The following is a 14,943-nucleotide window of genomic DNA, read 5'->3' on the forward strand; positions in this document are numbered from 1 at the left end:
CGCGTGTTGCAGATTTTCGAAGGTCCCGTTCACGGATCCGCACTTCCTTCCGGCGCCTGCGACGCAGTAGATTCGACGGACAGATTCAACAGTCCGCCGGTTACCGCAACGGAAGAGACACGGGAGACATGCCGATGCGATCCGGGGTGACCGGATGCAGCGTCGCGTATCGAAGGCCGCCGCGCAGCAGTTCGATGCGGTCCGGCTCGCGCACCGTCCCCGTGTCTGTCCCCCCGTGCGGGGCGACGGCATCGGCATGGAGGCTTCCCGCAACATGAAGAACCCGCACCGCATCGCGGTCATCGCCGGCGACGGCATCGGCAAGGAAGTGATGCCCGAAGGCTTGCGCGTGCTGCGCGCTGCCGCGGACCGCTTCGACATTCCGCTCGCGTTCGACGAATTCGGCGACTGGTGTACCGATCACTACGTTCGCCACGGCACGATGATGCCGGCCGACTGGGCACGGCAGATCGGTGCGCACGACGCCATTTTCTTCGGGGCCGTCGGCGCGCCCGATATCGTTCCGGACCACGTCGCCGTATGGGAATCGCTGATCAAGATCCGGCGCGAGTTCGATCAATACGTGAACCTGCGGCCGGTCCGCCTGATGCCGGGCGTGCCCGCGCCGCTCGCCGGGCGTCAGCCGGGCGACATCGACTTCATCGTCGTGCGCGAGAATACGGAAGGCGAGTATTCGTCGGTGGGCGGCCGGATGTTTACCGGGACCGACCGCGAGATCGCCGTGCAGCAATCGGTTTTCTCGCGCGTCGGTGTCGATCGCGTGCTCCGGTTCGCATTCGAACTCGCCCGCTCGCGCCCGCGCAAGCAGCTGACGGCGGCGACGAAATCCAACGGCATCTCGATCACCATGCCGTTCTGGGACGAGCGCGTCGCGGAGATCGCCCGATCGTTCCCGGACATCGAAACGCGCAAATATCACATCGACATACTGTGCGCGCACTTCGTCCAGAATCCGGATCGCTTCGACGTCGTCGTCGCCTCGAACCTGTTCGGCGACATCCTGTCCGACCTCGGCCCCGCCTGTACCGGCACGATCGGCATCGCGCCGTCGGCGAACCTGAACCCGGAGCGGCGCTTCCCGTCGCTGTTCGAGCCGGTGCACGGCTCGGCACCCGATATCGCGGGCCGCGGCATCGCGAATCCGATCGGCCAGATCTGGTCGGCCGCGTTGCTGCTTCAACACCTCGGTCGCGGCGAATCGCGCTACGAAGCCGCGGCCGCCGAAATCGTGGCGGCCATCGAATCCGTCCTCGTCGCCGGCCCGCGCACCCGCGACATGGGCGGCACGGCCAGCACCGAAGAACTGGGCGCCGCGATTGCGCACACCGTCGCGAATCCCGCATCGATCGAGGAATGACCCATGCAATTTGATCACTACATCGACAACGCCCGCGTCGCGCCGCATACCGGCGCGCGGATCGACGTCGTCGACCCGAGCACCGGCGAACCGTTCGCGACGATCGCGCGCGGCGATGCGACGGACGTGCAGCACGCCGTGTCCGCCGCCCAGCGCGCGATGGGCGACACGCTCAACGGCCCGTGGGCGAAGCTGTCGCCGGTCGAGCGCGGCAACTTGCTGTTCGCGTACGCCGCGGCCGTCTCGCGGCATGCCGACGAGCTCGCGCAGCTCGAAGCGCGCGACACGGGCAAGGCGCTGAACACCGCACGCACCGACGCAGCGGTGCTCGCGCGCTACCTCCAGTACTACGCCGGATGCGTCGACAAGCTGCACGGCGACACGCTGCCCTACACCGCCGGGTTCACGGTATTGACGGTGCGCGAACCGATCGGCGTGACCGGCCACATCATTCCGTGGAATTATCCGATGCAGATCTACGGTCGCTCGGTCGGTGCGTCGCTCGCCGCCGGCAATGCGTGCGTGGTCAAGCCGGCGGAGGATGCGAGCCTGTCCATTCTGCGGCTGGCCGAAATCGCGGCCGAGGTCGGCTTTCCGGCCGGCACGGTCAACGTGGTCACGGGGTTGGGCGGCGAAGCCGGCGCGGCCCTGTCGGCCCATCCCGGCATTCGCCACATCTCGTTTACCGGATCGACCGGAACGGGCGCGCTGGTCGGCCGCGCGGCCGCCGAGCGTCACTGCCCGGCGGTGCTCGAGCTGGGCGGCAAGTCGCCGCAATTACTGTTCGACGATGCCGATCTCGACCAGGCGCTGCCCGTCATCGTCAACGCGATCGTGCAGAACGCGGGGCAGACCTGCTCGGCCGGCAGCCGCCTGCTCGTCCAGCGCGCCGTCTACGAGCGCGTGCTCGATCGTCTCGCTCAGCAATTTGCGCGGCTGCGTTCGGGGCCGCCGTCGATGAATCTGGAGATGGGGCCGCTCGTCAACGCGAAGCAGCATGCCCGGGTCCGGGCCATCGTCGAGCGCGCGCAGGGCGACGGCATTCGCGTGGCGGCGCGCGGCACCATCGCGGCCGGCGCATCGGGTGCCGGCTACTACCAGGAAGCGGTCCTGTTCCGCGACGTGCCGCCCGACAGCGAACTCGCTCAGGAAGAGGTATTCGGCCCCGTGCTCGCAGCCATGCCGTTCGACGACGAAGACGCGGCGGTCGCACTCGCGAACGGCACGCAGTACGGCCTCGTCGCGGGCGTGTGGACGCGCGACGGCGCTCGCGCGCTGCGGCTCGCGCGCAAGCTGCAGGCCGGACAGGTCTTCATCAACAACTACGGCGCCGGGGGCGGCGTGGAACTGCCGTTCGGCGGCGTGAAGGCAAGCGGATATGGCCGCGAGAAAGGCTTCGAGGCATTGCTCGGCTTTACCGCGCTGAAGACCATCGCGATCAGGCACGATTGAGCGTCGCAACGGTGCGACGGTCGTGCGGGGCCGCCGCTGGAGAATCGCCATGTCTCGACTGACCATCGTGACCACTGGCGCCATTGCGCGCGATCGGCGCGTGGGATCCTGCCGCGCGCGACGCGTACGACACGCGTTGTCCATACTCGCCACGCGCCTCGCGAAGAACGGGCAGGTTCACGCGTAAAAAGCCGGGGCCTACGATCCTCCCCAAGCCATCAACCGATCGTTTGCGCAAACGACTTCAAATACTTCATGCCCGTGTCGCACATGATCGTCACGATCGTGGCGTCCGGGCCGAGCCGTTCGGCGAGTCGCAAGGCGGCGGTTACGTTGGCGCCGGTCGACGTACCGCAGAACAGCCCCTCCTCGGCGGCCAGTCGGAACGCCATGGCTCTCGCGTCCTCCGTCGTGACGCGCTCGAGCTCGTCCGCGATGCCGTCGCGCCAAAGCGGCACGACATAGCCCGCGCCGATTCCGTCGATCTTGTGCGCGCCGGTCGGCCCACCCGACAGCACCGCCGATTCGGCCGGCTCGACACCGGCGATCCGGATGCGTGCGTCATGCTCGCGCAAGCGCCGCGAAATCCCGCGCAGCGACGCAGCCGTGCCGACGCTCTGGACGAAACCGTCGAGACGGCCGCCGGTCTGCTCCCAGATCTCGTCGGCCATCTTCGTATAAGCGTCGAGCTGATCGGTGTTTTCCATCTGCGCGGTGATGTATGCGCCCGTCTCGCCGGCAATCCGATGCGCCTCGCGAATCATGTCCTTCGTCAGCTTTTCGGTTTGCTTGCCGTTGTCGCTCGGGACGAGCGTCAGCTTCGCGCCAAGCAGGCGCATGTGATCCAGCTTCTCCTTCGAGAACGCATCCGATGAGACCAGATGCAGCGGATGCCGCTTGACGGAGCACACCAGCGCGAGCGACACGCCCGTGCTGCCGCCGGTGTACTCGACCACCGCGCCGCCGGGCTTCAGACGCCCATCGCGCTCAGGCGCTTCGATCATCGCGAGCGCGATCCGGTCTTTCATGCTGCCGGTCGGATTCTGACTTTCGAGCTTGACGAACAGACGCGCACCGTTCTTCGGGACAACATGTCGTAACGGGACGAGCGACGTGTTGCCGATCGTGTCGAGGATGCTGCCGGGAGTCGATTTCATATTGACCTCTTAAGTAAGCGAACGGGCAAGACCAGGCGGGGAACGGTCAGGTCGCATGGCCGAGCAGCGCGACAGCGAACGTGAGCGTTGCCGCGAAACCGGTCAGGAAAGCGATCGTGCGAACCACCGGAATGCCTGCGGCGTAGACGACGTAGTGAACCAGCCGCGCCCCCAGATAGAGCCTGGCCGAGAACACCGTCGCCGGGCTGCTCGCTCCCGTCATTGCGCACATCAATACGAGCGGAGCGAACACGGCGAGATTCTCGATCGCGTTCGCATGCGCGCGCCGTGCGCGCTCCGCCCACGGCGGATCAGGCGGGAAGGACGGATCGGGATTGCTCAAGGCCGCCATCAGGCCACGCGTGACGATTCTCGCCAGCATGTAGGGGATCCACATCAGCAGCGTCGCGATCGCGGTCAGCGTCAGCAGGTGAAGTTCTGGCGAAAATGTCATCGGATTGGCCTCTGTCGGACCGAGCGGCAGGAGGGACCTGCGGATGCCGGAAATGCTTCGCAGTCTAGACGCGGGACGAGGTCGTTCGCCATAGTCATAAATGACATTAATGGCGATATTTACGACATCCCTTCGACACGGAAGCCGCTATCCGTCCGACGGGAAATCCGATGCATGGGCGGGCGTAGCGCAAGCGCGCCACGCGTCGCCCGCCGCATTCAATCAGACCGTACGCGACACCAGCTCGCCCAGAACCGTGTCCAGCTCGACACGGCCGCGCAAGATGCCGTCAGGATTACTTTCGAAATCGATCCAGCCTTCGTTGAAGCCGTCCAGCATGCGCATGCGCGGGAGAGGATGCTTCATGCCCTGCGAGCGGAACAGTGCTTCCCACGTTCGCCTGTCGACGGCCTCCGCGCGCACGTCACGGCCCAACACGCGAGCGAAGGCCTGCGCGAGATCGTTGGGGCTCACCCGGTGCGGCCCCTCGAGCTCGACGACGCGCACCCCGCTCCACGTCTGCTGCAGCAGTTCCGCCGCAACGCGGCCCACGTCCGCGGTCGCGACCATCGGCACGGGCTTGTCGAGCGGCTGCAGGTAACTGGCGACGACGCCCTCGTCGCGCGCGGACGCGACATCCCACGCGGCGTTCTCCATGAACCAGCCGGGCCGCAGGAACGTCACCGGCATCGGCATCTCGCGCAGCGTCTGCTCCATCAGCATGAGTTGCGTGAGCAGATTGGTCTCGTCGGCCTGCGCGCCGATCGTCGACAGGCACACGACCTTTTCGGGGCGCGCTTTCAGAAGCGCGGCGGATACGGCCTCGATCACTTTCCGCGCTTCGGGAAACCCGGGCGCCGGATCGAACACCGGCGGCAGCAGGATGAAAACGCCCGTCGCGCCGGCGAACGCGGCGGCGAGCGACGAAGGATCTTCCATGAAGGCGGTCGCCATCTCACACCCGCGCTCCGCCCACACCGCTGCCCGCGTCGTGTCGCGCACCACTGCGCGCACCGACCGACCCGAGGCCAGTAGCTCGCGCGCCAGCGCGCCGCCGACCTGACCGGTGATTCCCGTGATTGCATACATTGCTCGTTCTCCGTGTGTGAATACGCGGATCGCATTGTCGACAAATGCCGACCAAAACAAAACGACATGGACGGCATCAGATAAGTGACAACGCGTCATCAATTCGGCATGATCGACACCGACGCCCGAATGGCTGCGCTGTGCGGCGTTGGCGTACCGGCCTTCAGTGGGTCGCGCGCGATTCGCCATCCGTATTCACTCGAACAACCATGAGATCCAATAGCGAGAAACTGTCCGGCAGCATCAGCGTATTCGCCGCCGTGGTCGATGCCGGGACGTTCTCGGCTGCCGCCGACGTCATCGGCATGACGCCGCCGGGCGTCAGTCGCGCGATTGCGCGGCTGGAAAAAAGGCTCAACATCCGGCTTTTCAACCGAACGACGCGGTCCGTCTCGCTGACGGAAGAAGGGCGCCGCTTTTACGAGCAGGTGATGCCCCATCTCGCCGGGCTGGAGGAAGCCGCGGCGGCGGCGGCAGGAGGCGTCTCCGCCGTGCGCGGCAGGCTGAGGATCAATCTGGATCCGGTCGTCTACCGGGCCATTCTCGGGCCACGGCTCGATGCGTTCATGGACGCGCATCCCGACCTCGAAATCGAGCTCATCGCGCGAGACAGCCTGGGCGACCTCGTCACGGACGGCTTCGACCTCGCCGTGCGATTCGGCGAACCGCGCGCATCCAGCCTGATCGCGAGAAAGCTGCTCGATACCGGCGTCGTGACGGTCGCGGCGCCCTCGTACATCGCACGCCGGGGGCGGCCGGCCAAACCCCAGGACCTCGAAAACCGCAGCCACCGCTGCCTGGAGTTTCGCAATCCGGAGACAGGCAAGCCGTTCACGTGGGAATTCCATCGCCGGCGCAAACGCATCGTGGTCGACACCCGCGGACGCCTGACGGTCAACGATCCGGGCGCGCTGCTCAATGCGTGCCTCGCCGGGTCCGGCATTGCGCAGATGCTGCGGCTCGGCGCCGAGCCGCTGATCGCCGACGGCCGGTTGATCAATCTCTTTCCCGAATGGGCCGACGAGCGGTATCCGTTATACGCGTACTACCCGTCCCGGCATCACGTGCCGGCCAAGACGCGCGCGTTCCTGGATTTCGTGGTCGAACTGACGGGCATTCACGGGGGCGTCGGCGCGCGCTAGTGCTGTTCCGGCGGAACCCACGGAGCCTCGCTTCGGCATTCGCAGCGACGGTCCTCGAAGCCGAAGCGCTCGCCATTGACGAAACCATGCCGATCCGTACCGGGGGCGCTACCGATTCGCTACCGATTGTCGGCACGCAATTCCCGCACCCCACGGCCGAGCCTGCGACGCAACAAGGCCCGCAACGTCGCCGAATCCGCGTAGCCCACCTCGCTTGCGATCGTCTCCAGGTCGTAACCCATCGACACGAGTGTCTGCGCCCGTTCGATTCGCAGATCCTGGAAGAACGCCAAAGGTGACTTCCCGAGTACCGCCTCGGTACGGCGCTGCAACGTGCGCGGTCCGACGGCGAGTGCGGCGGCCGCCGTCTGCAGCGAGAAACCGAGGGAAAGATTCTCGCGGGCCCAGCGCTCGAATCGCGCGATCAACGGATCGGCGTGCGCAAGATAATCCGGAATGATGTATTCGGCCTGTGACGAACGCTTGTCGATCAGCATGAAGCGAGCCACGAGCGTCGCCAGTTCGGGACTGGCCTGACGCAGCAACCACAGCGCAAGGTCGAGATGGCCCATGGCCGATCCTGCGGTGACCACGCGATCCGCGGCGACGACCATCCGCGAATCGTTCAGATCGACGGCCGGATAACGTTGACGGAAAAAAGGCGACAGCGACCAGGTCGTTGTCGCCTCGCGATGATCCAGCAGCCCGGCTTCGGCCAGCAAAAACGTACCGATACAAGCGGCGGCGACGCCGACGCCATCGGCATGCCACGCACGAAGGTGCGCCATCGCATCGCACACGTCCCGACGCTGCAGCGTCTCGATCAGGTGCTGCGGCTCTCTGATACCGGGCGCGGGCACGGCCACCCAGTCCGCGTGGCGTACGCTGCTTGCCGGCTCCACCAGCATCGACAATCCATGCGCGGTACGAATGCGTTTGCGCACGCCAGCCACCGTCACCTCGAAGGGCGGTGCGGCGAAGCCTTGAGCGGCAGCCAGTTCGTTGGCCATCGCGAAGGTATCCAGCAGTACCGTCAGCCCGGTATCGAACAGGCCCTCGAGGGCCAGGATCGTCAATCTCATGTCGTAAATACCACTATTAATGTCATTTACGACTATAGCCCGGTTTCCGGGCAAAGCCTAGACTGCGTGGCAACGCGATGAAGACACCGGCCGCCCGGGGGTTCAACGACATCGCACGTTTCATCTCGACCGCATCGGACCTGCACGTACGGATGCGGTTGCGGTCCTCCAACCTTCTTGCTGGGAAACACTCGACATGTCCAGAACCATTCTGATCACCGGCGCCAGCAGCGGCTTCGGCCGCGACACCGCGGAAACGCTCGCGCGTGCCGGGCACCGGGTATTCGCCTCGATGCGTGACGTCGCTGGTCGCAACCGGCCTCATGCCGATGCCCTCCGGGCGAGCGGCGCGCATGTCGTCGAACTCGACGTGACGGACGACGCGTCCGTCGAGCGCGGCGTCGCTTCCGTGCTGGACAATACCGGGCGTCTCGACGTCCTCGTCAACAACGCAGGTATCGGGTCGGCCGGCGTTTCCGAGGCGTTCACGACCAAGCAGGTACAGGCACTCTTCGACGTGAACGTATTCGGTATCCAGCGAACGTCGAGAGCGGTATTGCCGACCTTCAGGAAACAGGGTGAAGGCCTGATCGTGAACATCGGCTCGATACTCGGCCGCGTGACGTTTCCGTTCTTCGGTCTCTACGGCGCATCGAAGTTTGCGATCGAAGCGTTGACTGACAGCTACCGCTATGAATTGTCGACGTTGGGCATCGACGTCGTTCTCGTTCAACCCAGCAACTATCCAACGCATATCTTCGCCAGCGCGCAGCGGCCCGCCGACGCCGCGCGCGCCGCCGGCTACGGTGAAGCCGGTGCGATTCCGGACAAGATGGTGGAGACGTTGATGGCGTTGTTCGCGAGCGACCACGCGCCAGACCCGCACGACGTCGCCGACGCAATCGTGCAGCTCGTCGAACAGGCAAACGGCACGCGGCCCGCCCGTGTGGTCGTGGGCCAGTCGTTCGGCGCCGACGCCCTCAACGCCCAGGCAGCATCGATCCAGGCGCAGACGCTGGAGAGCCTCGGGCTGGCGCACCTCGCCCAGCCACAAGGGCGGTCCGCGGCGGCTTGAAGATACGTCCGCGGCAGAAACAACGCCGGCCGGCGCCACGGCGACAACACACGCCAACGCGTTCCTGCGCGCACTGACGACGATCGACGCGAACGCGTGTCCCACGTCGCGTCGATCCCCCTCAAATCTGCTGCTGGCCGCCGTCGACGAACAATTCGATGCCGTTCACGAAGCTCGCGTCGTTCGACGCCAGGAACAGCGCCGCGCTCGCGATCTCTTCCGGCTCGCCGAGCCGCCCCATCGGGATCTGCGCCGCCAGATAATCGGCCAGCCCCTGCCGCTGAGCCGCATCGTCACCGGCGAGATCGAGCAGGCCGGGCGTACGGGTCGCGCCCGGGCTGATCGTGTTCACGCGGATGCCACGCTCCTTGAGGTCGAGAATCCAGCTGCGTGCGAAGGCACGCACCGCCGCCTTCGAAGCCGAATACACGCTGAACGCAGCGGTGCCCGCGCTACCCGCCGTCGAGCCGGTCAGAATCACCGATGCGCTATCGGCGAGCAGCGGCAGCGCCTTCTGCACGGTGAACAGCACACCCTTCACGTTTCGGTCGAAGGTTTCGTCGTAGTGCGCTTCGGTGATGCTGCCCAGCGGCAGCATCGAGCCGCCGCCGGCGTTCACGAACAGCACGTCCAGGCGCCCCCGTTCTTCGTTGATTTGCGCATACAGCGCATCGAGTTCATCGAGCTTCGTGGAATCGGAACGCACGCCGGTCGCGTTGCCGCCGGCTTCGCGAATGCGCTTCACGGCGGCATCGAGTTCGGCCTGGCGGCGGCCCGTGAGATAGACGTGAGCGCCTTCCGCCGCGAAGCGTTGAGCGGTGGCCAGCCCGATGCCGCTGGTTGCGCCGGTGACGAGTGCGATCTTGTTGTCGAGTTTGCGTGCCATGGTATTGCTCCTTTCAGTGGGTCAGCAGTGTTTGGGTTCGGTGTTACGTGCTGCGATGTGAGGAGAATATCGACGGGCTGATCTTTTCGAAATAGAATCAATCGCAAACAAACGTTGCAGAAATGAAAAGATGAAGAGAAATGGCGCACCTACCTGATTTCGAAGGGCTCGCGATGTTCGCGAAAGTGGCCGAGCACGGGTCGTTTGCCGCCGCGGCGCGTGCGACCGGGGTGTCGGTCGCCACCGTCTCGCGCGGGGTGGCGCGTCTGGAGGAGCGGCTCGGCGCGCGGCTGTTCAACCGCACGTCGCGCCAGCTGTCGCTGACCGAGTTCGGCCGGACGATCAGCGAGAAAGCCGGCGAGATCTATCGCCAGGCCGAGGAGGCGGAAAGCTCGGCGCGCGAGATGTCGGTGCAGCCGCGCGGGCTGGTGCGCCTGGCCGTGCCGATGTCGTTCGGGCTGCGCTGGGTCGCACCACTGCTGCCGGGCTTCTTTCGCGCGTATCCGGAAGTGTCGATCGACCTGCATTTATCGGATGCGTCGGTCGATCTGATCGCCGATGGATTCGACGCCGCGTTGCGGATCGCCGCGCTGCCGGATTCGTCGCTGGTCGCGCGTCGGCTGTGCGCGGTCACGCAACTCGTGGTGGCATCGCCGGAATATTTGCGGCGCGAAGGGCGACCCACGCATCCGAGCGAGCTGGCGGATCGCCCGTGCCTCTCGTACGCGTATCGCGCGCGGAGTGCCGTATGGCGCTTCACGAACGACGCGGGCGACGAGGAGCCGGTGATGCCGACGGGCCCGCTGCGCGTCACCAACGCCGATGCGCTGTTGCCGACGCTGCTCGACGGGCTGGCGATCGCCGAGTTGCCGGAGTTCATCGCCCATGAATATCTGGCCGATGGCCGCCTCGAAGCCATTCTCACCGACTGGTCGCTGACGAAGGGCGGTCTTTATTTCGTTACGCCGTCGGCGCGAGCGCGACCCGCGAAGGTGACGGCGTTGTCCGACTACTTCGCCGAACATCTGGGCAATCCCGTCTGGCGATGGCCGAAGTGATGGTCCGGCAGGTGGCGGAGTCGGGCACCCTTCCCCATGACCGCGCTGTCACCTGATGCCCCGGCCCCGCTCCATCAAGACCGCTGCCGCCCGAAAGCGGCCGCACGTCACGTCGACCTCGCGCTTCCCGCCTTTTGCGAAGGACAACTGCCAAGGAGCTCGACCAGCCGTGTCTCGCATCCGGAAAACGCGTACCCGCGCCGCTGCGAAATCATGAACGTCAGTGGACGCATGTGCCACGCACGCCGCTGGAGCTCGACCAGCGTTCCGTTCGCGAGGTCGGCCTCGACCATATGGCGCGGCATGTGCCCCCAGCACAGGTTCCCTCTGAGCAGGTCGTGCTTCGCGCCGAGATCGTTCACCCACCACTGGCGTTCACTGGCGACGCCTTGCTGGGTCTTTTCCGCATCGGGCTGATTGTCGGTGACGACGAGCTGGATGTGCCGGCCGAATTCCTCCCGCGGAATCGGCTTTGCCCATGCGGCCAGCGGATGCGCTGGCCCACATACGGTCACCATTTGCGCATCGAGCAAATGATGCCGTTCGATGGTGCCCGGGCTCAACTCGGGCACGTCCGTGATCGTCACCGCCAATGCGCACGTGCCCTCGAGAACCAGGCGCTCGCCGCCCTGCATGGTCGTCATGCGCAGATTGATGGCAATCGTTGGAAATTCCGCCTGCAGCGTGCGCAGGCATTCGATCAGGTGCGCACGCGGGAAATAGGTGTCGATGGAGATCGACACCTGCGGGACGCCGGTTTCGGCGATCGCAACCGCACGCATCTTCATTTCCTCGGTGCGTGAGATCACCCCGCGCGCATCGGGCAGCAGGCTGCGGCCGGCGGCCGTGAGCGTCGCCTTGCGCGTGTTGCGCTCGAACAGCACCACGTCGAATGCGCTCTCGAGCGCGCTGATTGCATGACTGATCGCCGATTGCGCACGCCTCAGTTCCCTCGCGGCGCCGGAAAAGCTTCCCTGGTCGCACACGGCGACGAACGCGCGAAGCTGATTGATGGTGACGTTGTCCAGCATATATCTATCTAAAAAGTAGATGGCACTTATAGATATTCAGTCAGTTTTCTTCATGAATCAAGCGCGCCAGAATCGGGCTCGTCGATTTTGTTTCGAAGGACGCATGACATGAACAGACTGAATGGAAAGACCGCCGTGATCACCGGCGGCGCAACCGGCATCGGCCGGGCGGCGGCAAAGCGCTTCATCGAGGAAGGCGCGTTCGTCTTCCTCTTCGGTCGCCGGCAGGCGGCGCTCGACGCGGCAGTGGCCGACCTGGGGCCCCATGCCCGCGCGATGAAGGGCTCGGTGGCCGAACCGGCCGACCTCGACCGGCTCTACGCGTCGGTAAAGGCGGAGCGCGGGACCCTCGACATCGTCTTCGCCAATGCGGGGACGGGCAGCCCGCTTCCGCTCGGCCAGATCACCACCGGGCACATCGACGACACGTTCGATACCAATGTGAAGGGGACGATCTTCACGGTCCAGAAGGCGCTGCCGCTGATGCGCGCGGGCGGGTCGATCATCCTGACCGGCTCGAGCGCCGGCACCACGGGAGCCCCGGGGTTCACGGCCTACAGCGCGAGCAAGGCCGCGGTGCGCAACCTCGCCCGGACCTGGGCGGAAGAGCTGAAAGGCACCGGCATCCGGGTCAACGTGCTGTCGCCCGGTGCGACGGCGACGGAACTGGCCAAGGAAGCGCTCGGCGAAGAAGGCCAGAAAGCCTACGGCGCGATGACGCCGCTCCAGCGCATGGCCGATCCGGCAGAGATCGGCGCGGTGGCCGCCTTTCTTGCGTCGTCGGACAGCAGCTTCATGACCGCCAGCGAGGTCGCCGTCGACGGCGGCCTGGCGCAACTCTGAGGAGAGGCACCACATGACCCAATCGCTAACAGGCAAAACGGCGCTCGTGACCGGCGCGTCACGCGGCATTGGCCGTGCGATCGCCGAACGTCTCGCCCGGGACGGCGCGACAGTCGCACTGACCTACAACGCCAGCCAATCCGGCGCGGACGAGGCGATCGCTGCGATCGAAAAAGCGGGCGGCACCGCGTTTGCGATCCATGCGGATCTCGTCGACCCGGCGAGCGTGCCGGCCTTGTTCGAAAGACTCGACGACGAACTCACCCGGCGCACCGGCAGCAAGACCCTCGACATTCTGGTCAACAACGCAGGCAATTCCGGCTGGGTCGGCTTCAAGGACGCGACGCCGAAAAGCTGGGACACGCTGATGGCGGTCTACGCCCGCGCGCCCTTCTTCATCGTCCAGGCCGCGCTGGATCGCCTCGCCGATGGCGCGCGCATCGTCAACATTTCATCCGCTGCCGCCACGAAGCCCGTCACGGCGGCGCCCGTCTACTCGATGGCGAAAGCGGCGATCAACACGCTGACCCGGACGCTCGCCATCGAGCTCGGGCCGCGCGGCATCACCGCGAACGCCGTCGCGCCCGGCTTCACGCGAACGGATGCGAACGCCGCCTTTCGCGAGCATCCCGAACTCGTCGAGGCGGTCGAGGCGCAAATCGCGCTGGGCCGCTTTGGCGAGCCTTCGGAAATCGCGGCCGTCGTCGCGTTTCTCGCGTCCGACGACGGCCACTGGGTGACGGGCCAGACGATCGAGGCGAGCGGCGGTTACAAGCTCTGAGCACACCGGAAAATGAAGGAGAAACCCATGCGTTACGCCATCATCGGCTTCGGCAAGATCGGCCACGCGCTTGCCGGCGCGTTCGCCCGCAACGGTATCGACGTGGCCGTTGCAACCACGCGCGACCCGGCAAGCTTTGCGGCCGATGCGGCCGCGATCGGACCGACGATCACGCCCACGAGCCTGGCGGAAGCCGTCAAGGCAGACGTCATCTTTCTGGCGGTTCGTTTCGAGTCGCACCCCGCGGTCGCCAAAGCGCTGGCCGACTGGAACGGGAAGACCGTCATCGACACGATGAACACGCAGGCCCCGCTGGACGAACTGGACGGTCTCCCGTCCTCGGCCTTCGTGGCGAAAGCGTTCACTGGAGCCCGGCTGGTGAAAGGCTTCAACCATCTGGTCGCGGCCGTCCTTGGCCAGGACCCGGCCGTCCACGGCGGCAGGAGAGTCGTGTTTCTGGCGAGCGACGACGACGAGGCCGCGGCGGACGTGAGCACGCTTGCGGAAAAACTCGGCTTCGCGCCGATCCAGCTCGGCGGGCTGTCGGAAGGCGGATGGCTGGTGCACGCGCGCGGAAAAAGCTGGGGACGCCTGATCTTCAAGGACTTGATCAGGTTTGACTGATCAAGCTCGATGTCCGGGCATTCCGCCGGGACGAGACGAATGGTCGGTTGCCCGGCGCGGCCGGGCGCCGGCCTATCCTGCCTGCAAGACGGCTGGATCGATCTCGCGCGCCGTCAGCCCGAATCTCGCCATGCGGGCGCGATGGTCGGGCGAGCCGAGATAGGCACGAAGTCGCCGATCAAACGCGTCGAGAAGACCCCGGTTTTCCCGGCTGAACGAGAACGCGCCCAGCGGAGGCGTCCGCTGTCCGCCGTCGACATCCGGCTCGTGCGCGACGGCCTCGATCAGCGCGCTGCCTATCCGGCCCGCCACGATTCGATTCCCCAACGCGGTGCTCGCATACGCATCGATCACGCCGGAGAGAACGGCCGCGATCGCGTCGGCCTGCTGTTCGAAGACGACGATTTGCCGCCGGCTCACGCCTGACGCCATCGCGGAATCATGCTGGACCTGTCCGGCAATGATGCCGAGGCGCGCATCGGGACGTTGGGCGATCGACGCATAACTCCTGAGCGCCTTCGGGTTGCCGGGCCGAACCAGGAAACCGTCCTCGATCGCCCACACCGGCACGCTGAACGCGACGGCATGGGCTCGCTGCGGCGTCACGAAGAGCGGCACATTCATGTCCCAGTGACCTGACGCAACGCCGGGCAGCAATTCGCCGAACGTCGTCGCGCAATACTCGATCCGGGTGACGCCGATCTGCCGGAGAATCATCGCCGCGAGTTCGAGATCGGCGCCGGTAGCCGTGCCCTCCGCTTCGGTCCAGCCGAATGGCGGTTCTTCGATGTACGCAATGGTCACCTTCATCGCTTTCTCTCGCAAGCCGAAGAATCGATCGGGAATTCATCAGCTTACCGTGGGAAGTCGAGGTCCACGAAGCGTGGACAA

The 14,943-nt window shown here is 65.8% G+C and carries 15 protein-coding genes; 8 read left to right on the plus strand and 7 right to left on the minus strand.

Translation table 11 applies throughout. The features are described from left to right. The first annotated feature begins 274 nt into the window (after positions 1-274). Positions 275-1,378, plus strand: a complete 1,104-nt coding sequence (locus CFB49_RS34040; RefSeq protein WP_089493751.1) for a tartrate dehydrogenase — start codon at positions 275-277, stop codon at positions 1,376-1,378. Positions 1,379-1,381: 3 nt separating this feature from the next. Further along, on the plus strand, positions 1,382-2,830 hold the full coding sequence (locus CFB49_RS34045; protein WP_089493578.1) for an aldehyde dehydrogenase family protein: 1,449 nt from the start codon (positions 1,382-1,384) through the stop codon (positions 2,828-2,830). 218 nt (positions 2,831-3,048) lie between these two features. Here the strand turns inward: CFB49_RS34045 and CFB49_RS34050 are convergent, their stop codons facing one another. The 3 genes from CFB49_RS34050 to CFB49_RS34060 all read right to left on the minus strand — a co-directional run bounded on the left by CFB49_RS34050 (position 3,049) and on the right by CFB49_RS34060 (position 5,530). Further along, on the minus strand, positions 3,049-3,987 hold the full coding sequence (locus CFB49_RS34050; protein ID WP_089493579.1) for a PLP-dependent cysteine synthase family protein: 939 nt from the start codon (positions 3,985-3,987) through the stop codon (positions 3,049-3,051). A 46-nt stretch (positions 3,988-4,033) separates the two neighbouring features. Continuing rightward, a complete protein-coding gene (locus CFB49_RS34055; protein WP_069619914.1) occupies positions 4,034-4,441 on the minus strand; it encodes an MAPEG family protein in 408 nt (135 codons plus the stop codon). A 222-nt stretch (positions 4,442-4,663) separates the two neighbouring features. Beyond that, on the minus strand, positions 4,664-5,530 hold the full coding sequence (locus tag CFB49_RS34060) for an NmrA family NAD(P)-binding protein (protein WP_089437979.1): 867 nt from the start codon (positions 5,528-5,530) through the stop codon (positions 4,664-4,666). A 209-nt stretch (positions 5,531-5,739) separates the two neighbouring features. Between CFB49_RS34060 and CFB49_RS34065 the strand changes: the two genes are divergently transcribed. Beyond that, entirely contained in the window at positions 5,740-6,672 is a 933-nt protein-coding gene (locus CFB49_RS34065) for a LysR family transcriptional regulator (RefSeq protein ID WP_089493580.1), read from the plus strand. Positions 6,673-6,791: 119 nt separating this feature from the next. Here the strand turns inward: CFB49_RS34065 and CFB49_RS34070 are convergent, their stop codons facing one another. Continuing rightward, positions 6,792-7,754: a GlxA family transcriptional regulator gene (locus CFB49_RS34070; protein ID WP_089493581.1), complete on the minus strand. Its 963-nt coding sequence runs from the start codon at positions 7,752-7,754 to the stop codon at positions 6,792-6,794. Between the two features lie 196 nt (positions 7,755-7,950). Between CFB49_RS34070 and CFB49_RS34075 the strand changes: the two genes are divergently transcribed. Further along, complete coding sequence (locus CFB49_RS34075) at positions 7,951-8,829, plus strand: SDR family oxidoreductase (RefSeq protein WP_089493582.1); 879 nt, start codon at positions 7,951-7,953, stop codon at positions 8,827-8,829. Between the two features lie 121 nt (positions 8,830-8,950). Here the strand turns inward: CFB49_RS34075 and CFB49_RS34080 are convergent, their stop codons facing one another. Further along, entirely contained in the window at positions 8,951-9,715 is a 765-nt protein-coding gene (locus tag CFB49_RS34080; RefSeq protein WP_089493583.1) for an SDR family NAD(P)-dependent oxidoreductase, read from the minus strand. Positions 9,716-9,855: 140 nt separating this feature from the next. On the opposite strand from CFB49_RS34080, the gene CFB49_RS34085 reads away from it, so the two are divergent. Continuing rightward, complete coding sequence (locus CFB49_RS34085) at positions 9,856-10,773, plus strand: LysR family transcriptional regulator (RefSeq protein WP_069619908.1); 918 nt, start codon at positions 9,856-9,858, stop codon at positions 10,771-10,773. 107 nt (positions 10,774-10,880) lie between these two features. Here CFB49_RS34085 and CFB49_RS34090 read toward each other — a convergent pair whose 3' ends face one another. Then, positions 10,881-11,804 carry a LysR family transcriptional regulator gene (locus CFB49_RS34090; RefSeq protein WP_089437982.1) on the minus strand — a complete coding sequence of 308 codons (924 nt, stop codon included), beginning with the start codon at positions 11,802-11,804 and terminating at the stop codon, positions 10,881-10,883. A gap of 108 nt (positions 11,805-11,912) precedes the next feature. Here CFB49_RS34090 and CFB49_RS34095 point away from each other — a divergent pair, with 108 nt between their 5' ends. Genes CFB49_RS34095 through CFB49_RS34105 form a run of 3 tightly spaced genes read left to right on the plus strand, consistent with a single transcriptional unit; the run spans position 11,913 to position 14,052 of the window. After that, positions 11,913-12,647: an SDR family NAD(P)-dependent oxidoreductase gene (locus CFB49_RS34095; protein WP_069619906.1), complete on the plus strand. Its 735-nt coding sequence runs from the start codon at positions 11,913-11,915 to the stop codon at positions 12,645-12,647. Between the two features lie 13 nt (positions 12,648-12,660). Next, a complete protein-coding gene (locus CFB49_RS34100; protein WP_089493584.1) occupies positions 12,661-13,428 on the plus strand; it encodes an SDR family NAD(P)-dependent oxidoreductase in 768 nt (255 codons plus the stop codon). 27 nt (positions 13,429-13,455) lie between these two features. Continuing rightward, positions 13,456-14,052: an NADPH-dependent F420 reductase gene (locus tag CFB49_RS34105; RefSeq protein ID WP_089493585.1), complete on the plus strand. Its 597-nt coding sequence runs from the start codon at positions 13,456-13,458 to the stop codon at positions 14,050-14,052. Positions 14,053-14,124: 72 nt separating this feature from the next. Here the strand turns inward: CFB49_RS34105 and CFB49_RS34110 are convergent, their stop codons facing one another. Further along, on the minus strand, positions 14,125-14,862 hold the full coding sequence (locus CFB49_RS34110; protein WP_089493586.1) for a transporter substrate-binding domain-containing protein: 738 nt from the start codon (positions 14,860-14,862) through the stop codon (positions 14,125-14,127). Positions 14,863-14,943 lie beyond the last annotated feature (81 nt).

The sequence above is a fragment of the Burkholderia sp. AU17457 genome (genome assembly GCF_002223255.1).
Classification (GTDB): domain Bacteria; phylum Pseudomonadota; class Gammaproteobacteria; order Burkholderiales; family Burkholderiaceae; genus Burkholderia; species Burkholderia sola.

Excerpts from the sequence above, each read along its gene's own strand:
- CFB49_RS34040 (WP_089493751.1), top strand. The coding sequence starts at position 275 with ATGAAGAACCCGCACCGCATCGCGGTCATCGCCGGCGACGGCATCGGC.
- CFB49_RS34045 (WP_089493578.1), top strand. The coding sequence starts at position 1,382 with ATGCAATTTGATCACTACATCGACAACGCCCGCGTCGCGCCGCATACC.
- CFB49_RS34050 (WP_089493579.1), bottom strand. The coding sequence starts at position 3,987 with ATGAAATCGACTCCCGGCAGCATCCTCGACACGATCGGCAACACGTCG.
- CFB49_RS34055 (WP_069619914.1), bottom strand. The coding sequence starts at position 4,441 with ATGACATTTTCGCCAGAACTTCACCTGCTGACGCTGACCGCGATCGCG.
- CFB49_RS34060 (WP_089437979.1), bottom strand. The coding sequence starts at position 5,530 with ATGTATGCAATCACGGGAATCACCGGTCAGGTCGGCGGCGCGCTGGCG.
- CFB49_RS34065 (WP_089493580.1), top strand. The coding sequence starts at position 5,740 with ATGAGATCCAATAGCGAGAAACTGTCCGGCAGCATCAGCGTATTCGCC.
- CFB49_RS34070 (WP_089493581.1), bottom strand. The coding sequence starts at position 7,754 with ATGAGATTGACGATCCTGGCCCTCGAGGGCCTGTTCGATACCGGGCTG.
- CFB49_RS34075 (WP_089493582.1), top strand. The coding sequence starts at position 7,951 with ATGTCCAGAACCATTCTGATCACCGGCGCCAGCAGCGGCTTCGGCCGC.
- CFB49_RS34080 (WP_089493583.1), bottom strand. The coding sequence starts at position 9,715 with ATGGCACGCAAACTCGACAACAAGATCGCACTCGTCACCGGCGCAACC.
- CFB49_RS34085 (WP_069619908.1), top strand. The coding sequence starts at position 9,856 with ATGGCGCACCTACCTGATTTCGAAGGGCTCGCGATGTTCGCGAAAGTG.
- CFB49_RS34090 (WP_089437982.1), bottom strand. The coding sequence starts at position 11,804 with ATGCTGGACAACGTCACCATCAATCAGCTTCGCGCGTTCGTCGCCGTG.
- CFB49_RS34095 (WP_069619906.1), top strand. The coding sequence starts at position 11,913 with ATGAACAGACTGAATGGAAAGACCGCCGTGATCACCGGCGGCGCAACC.
- CFB49_RS34100 (WP_089493584.1), top strand. The coding sequence starts at position 12,661 with ATGACCCAATCGCTAACAGGCAAAACGGCGCTCGTGACCGGCGCGTCA.
- CFB49_RS34105 (WP_089493585.1), top strand. The coding sequence starts at position 13,456 with ATGCGTTACGCCATCATCGGCTTCGGCAAGATCGGCCACGCGCTTGCC.
- CFB49_RS34110 (WP_089493586.1), bottom strand. The coding sequence starts at position 14,862 with ATGAAGGTGACCATTGCGTACATCGAAGAACCGCCATTCGGCTGGACC.